Consider the following 2,605-nt stretch of genomic DNA (forward strand, 5'->3'; position numbering starts at 1 on the left):
GAGGGGCTGGGGGTGAGGGCAGGTCTTCTGCATAGCCTTGCAGAGCGGGTAGAGTGGGCTAAAGGGATCTGCTCAGGAATGTCCCCACGGTCATGACTTTGGTCTTACAATCCCCCGGCCCGGTTGTGTTTAGTTGGGGGCCGCTCAGCCTGCGCTGGTATGGCTTATTGATCGGCCTGGCAATGGTGTTGGGCTTGCTCCTGGCTCGCCATCTGGCAGCTCGGCGTGGCCTTCCCCCCAGTTCCATGCCTGATCTGCTGGTGTGGTTGGTGGTTGGATCCCTGCCCCTTGCTCGCCTGTACTATGTGGCCTTTGAGTGGGAACGCTATCGAGATGGCCCTTGGTGGCAGGTCTTGGCCCTCTGGCAGGGGGGCATTGCCATTCACGGTGCCTTGATCGGCGGCAGTGCGGCGCTTTACCTGTTCGCCCGGCGGCACCGGCTGAGTTTTTGGTTGCTAGCCGATTGCCTTGTTCCCTCCCTCAGCCTTGGTCAGGGGATCGGACGTTGGGGCAACTTCTTCAACAACGAAGCCTACGGAAAGGTGTTGCCTCCGGATAGCCCTCTGTGGGTACAACTGCAGCTGCCTGATGGATCGCGCGTCCATCCCACTTTTTTGTACGAATCCCTCTGGAACTTTGGTCTCTTCGGGCTCCTGCTCTTTTTAAGCTACCGGCGCCAGCTTCCCCCCGGCACCCTCTTGGGCCTCTACCTGGTGGGGTACAGCCTGGGGCGCTTCTGGATCGAAGGCCTGCGCACCGATAGCCTCATGCTGGGATCCCTGCGGGTGGCGCAGGGGGTGAGCTTGCTGCTCATCGGCGTTGGCTTGGCCGTGATGGTGATGGCCCAGAGACGGTCTTCTGCTCCCCTGAGTGGGATGTCGTCCTCGCAAAACTTCTCGGCAGGGATCCCTGCCCCAAAGGAGTTGTAAGCCATGGCCAGCGAACAGAATGAAGAGCTCTGGCAGCAAGCCTCCCCTCTGCTGCTGCCATCCGCCGCTGCTACCCAATCACTAGGGGCCCTCGTAGCTCAAGCCGCTCTTGGCTTCCTCGCCCCTTCAGGTCAACAAAAATCTCCCCCTCCCAGCCGCAGCCTCGGCTCCACTTCCGGCTTGGTCATTCTTCTCGAAGGTAATCTGGGCAGCGGCAAAACCACCTTTGTGCAGGGACTAGGGCAGGGCTTGGGGATCCCTGAACCCATCGACAGCCCCACCTTCGTGCTGGTGCAGGAATACCACACCGGACGGATCCCTCTTTTCCATTGCGATCTCTACCGCCTAGAGACCTCTTCTGCCGCTCGCGCCGGTGGGAAAGAATCCACACTCCTAGAAGACCTAGGGCTAGAAGAACTTTGGAGCCAAGGTGGGATCACCGCTATTGAGTGGCCCCAGTACCTCCGCCATCTGCCTGCGACCTACCTCTGGCTGCGCCTACAGCCCCATCCCCAGCAGGAAGGAGCCCGCCTTCTACACGTCAAGGGAAAGGGATCCCAGACTGGCCACCTTTGGCAGCAAGTTCTTTCTCAATTCACTCAGCAAAACCTCGAAGAAGGGATCCACTTCTCCTCCTGAAAGTACTTGAAAGCAGAAGAAAAAGTTGAGATCCCAAAAGACTTATGGTCATTTCGATTCCAACTAGGACACTGCACCCGCGCCTAAAACGTTGAATGTACGGAGCCAGAAGGCTCTTCTCAGCAGTTCAGTCGCTTCACCCCAGCCTAAAACGACTATAAGCTCAAGGCAAACAGCCAGAATTCAGCCAAAAGTCATCCTCAGGCCAAATCAAACAGCAGCACCTCAGCCCCTTCTTCACTGAAAAGGTTGAGCTCGCTTTCCCTAGCAATAGCCACGCCATCTCCTTCTCGCAAAAACAAGCCATCCAGGGTCACATCGCCCCGAGCTATCTGCAGCCATCCGTAGCGCTTCTCATCCAAGTGTCGGTGAATGGTGCGTCCCGGCTCAATCAACCCCGCATAGAGATTCACATCCTGATGCACAATCACGGATCCCTGGCGCCCATCCCGAGAGGCAACTAAACAAAACTCATTGGGATGCTCTGTCAAACCCGTCGCTTTTTGTTCATAGCTGGGCTCCAGGTTTTCCTGCTCCGGCAAAATCCAAATTTGCAGCAGATGAACCTCCTCATCTGCCGAGTGGTTGTACTCGCTGTGCCAGATCCCTGTGCCTGCCGTCATCCGTTGAATTTCACCAGGACGAATCACAGATCCCGTGCCCAAGCTGTCTTTATGCTCAAGGATCCCTTCCAAAACATAGGTAACGATCTCCATGTCCCGGTGCCCATGGGTCGGAAAGCCAGCACTCGGGCTGATTCGGTCATCGTTAATCACCCGCAAAGCCCGGAAGCCCATGTAGCGAGGGTCGTAGTACTCTCCAAAAGAAAATGAGTGGTAAGTATCAAGCCAACTGAGCTTGACATGACCCCTCTCTTCCCGCTTGCGCAAAGTCAGCATCACAGTTTCTCCGAAACCTGACCCTCGCAACCATCTTATTAACTCTGCAGTCAGAATGTCAATATTCAAACAGTTTTATTTCTTCTTTTCCCTGCTATTCTCGCCAAAAACTTGCCAAAAATTTTGGGTTGGATATCT

At 55.9% G+C, this 2,605-nt stretch carries 3 protein-coding genes; 2 read left to right on the top strand and 1 reads right to left on the bottom strand.

The genetic code is table 11. From position 1 onward, the window contains the following. Window positions 1-92 precede the first annotated feature (92 nt). Both lgt and tsaE read left to right on the top strand, forming a co-directional pair. Window positions 93-929, top strand: coding sequence for a prolipoprotein diacylglyceryl transferase (gene lgt / locus NW819_RS12455; protein WP_414413937.1), 837 nt, complete (start codon window positions 93-95; stop codon window positions 927-929). A 3-nt stretch (window positions 930-932) separates the two neighbouring features. After that, complete coding sequence (tsaE, locus tag NW819_RS12460) at window positions 933-1,568, top strand: tRNA (adenosine(37)-N6)-threonylcarbamoyltransferase complex ATPase subunit type 1 TsaE (protein ID WP_414341851.1); 636 nt, start codon at window positions 933-935, stop codon at window positions 1,566-1,568. 200 nt (window positions 1,569-1,768) lie between these two features. Here tsaE and NW819_RS12465 read toward each other — a convergent pair whose 3' ends face one another. After that, window positions 1,769-2,467, bottom strand: coding sequence for a pirin family protein (locus NW819_RS12465; RefSeq protein WP_414341852.1), 699 nt, complete (start codon window positions 2,465-2,467; stop codon window positions 1,769-1,771). Between the last annotated feature and the right edge of the window lie 138 nt (window positions 2,468-2,605).

Origin of the sequence: Synechococcus sp. R8-2, from assembly GCF_047461715.1 — a bacterium.
In the GTDB taxonomy this organism is placed as follows: Bacteria; Cyanobacteriota; Cyanobacteriia; order Thermostichales; family Thermostichaceae; genus Thermostichus.

Excerpts from the sequence above, each read along its gene's own strand:
- NW819_RS12465 (WP_414341852.1), bottom strand. The coding sequence starts at position 2,467 with ATGCTGACTTTGCGCAAGCGGGAAGAGAGGGGTCATGTCAAGCTCAGT.
- lgt (WP_414413937.1), top strand. The coding sequence starts at position 93 with ATGACTTTGGTCTTACAATCCCCCGGCCCGGTTGTGTTTAGTTGGGGG.
- tsaE (WP_414341851.1), top strand. The coding sequence starts at position 933 with ATGGCCAGCGAACAGAATGAAGAGCTCTGGCAGCAAGCCTCCCCTCTG.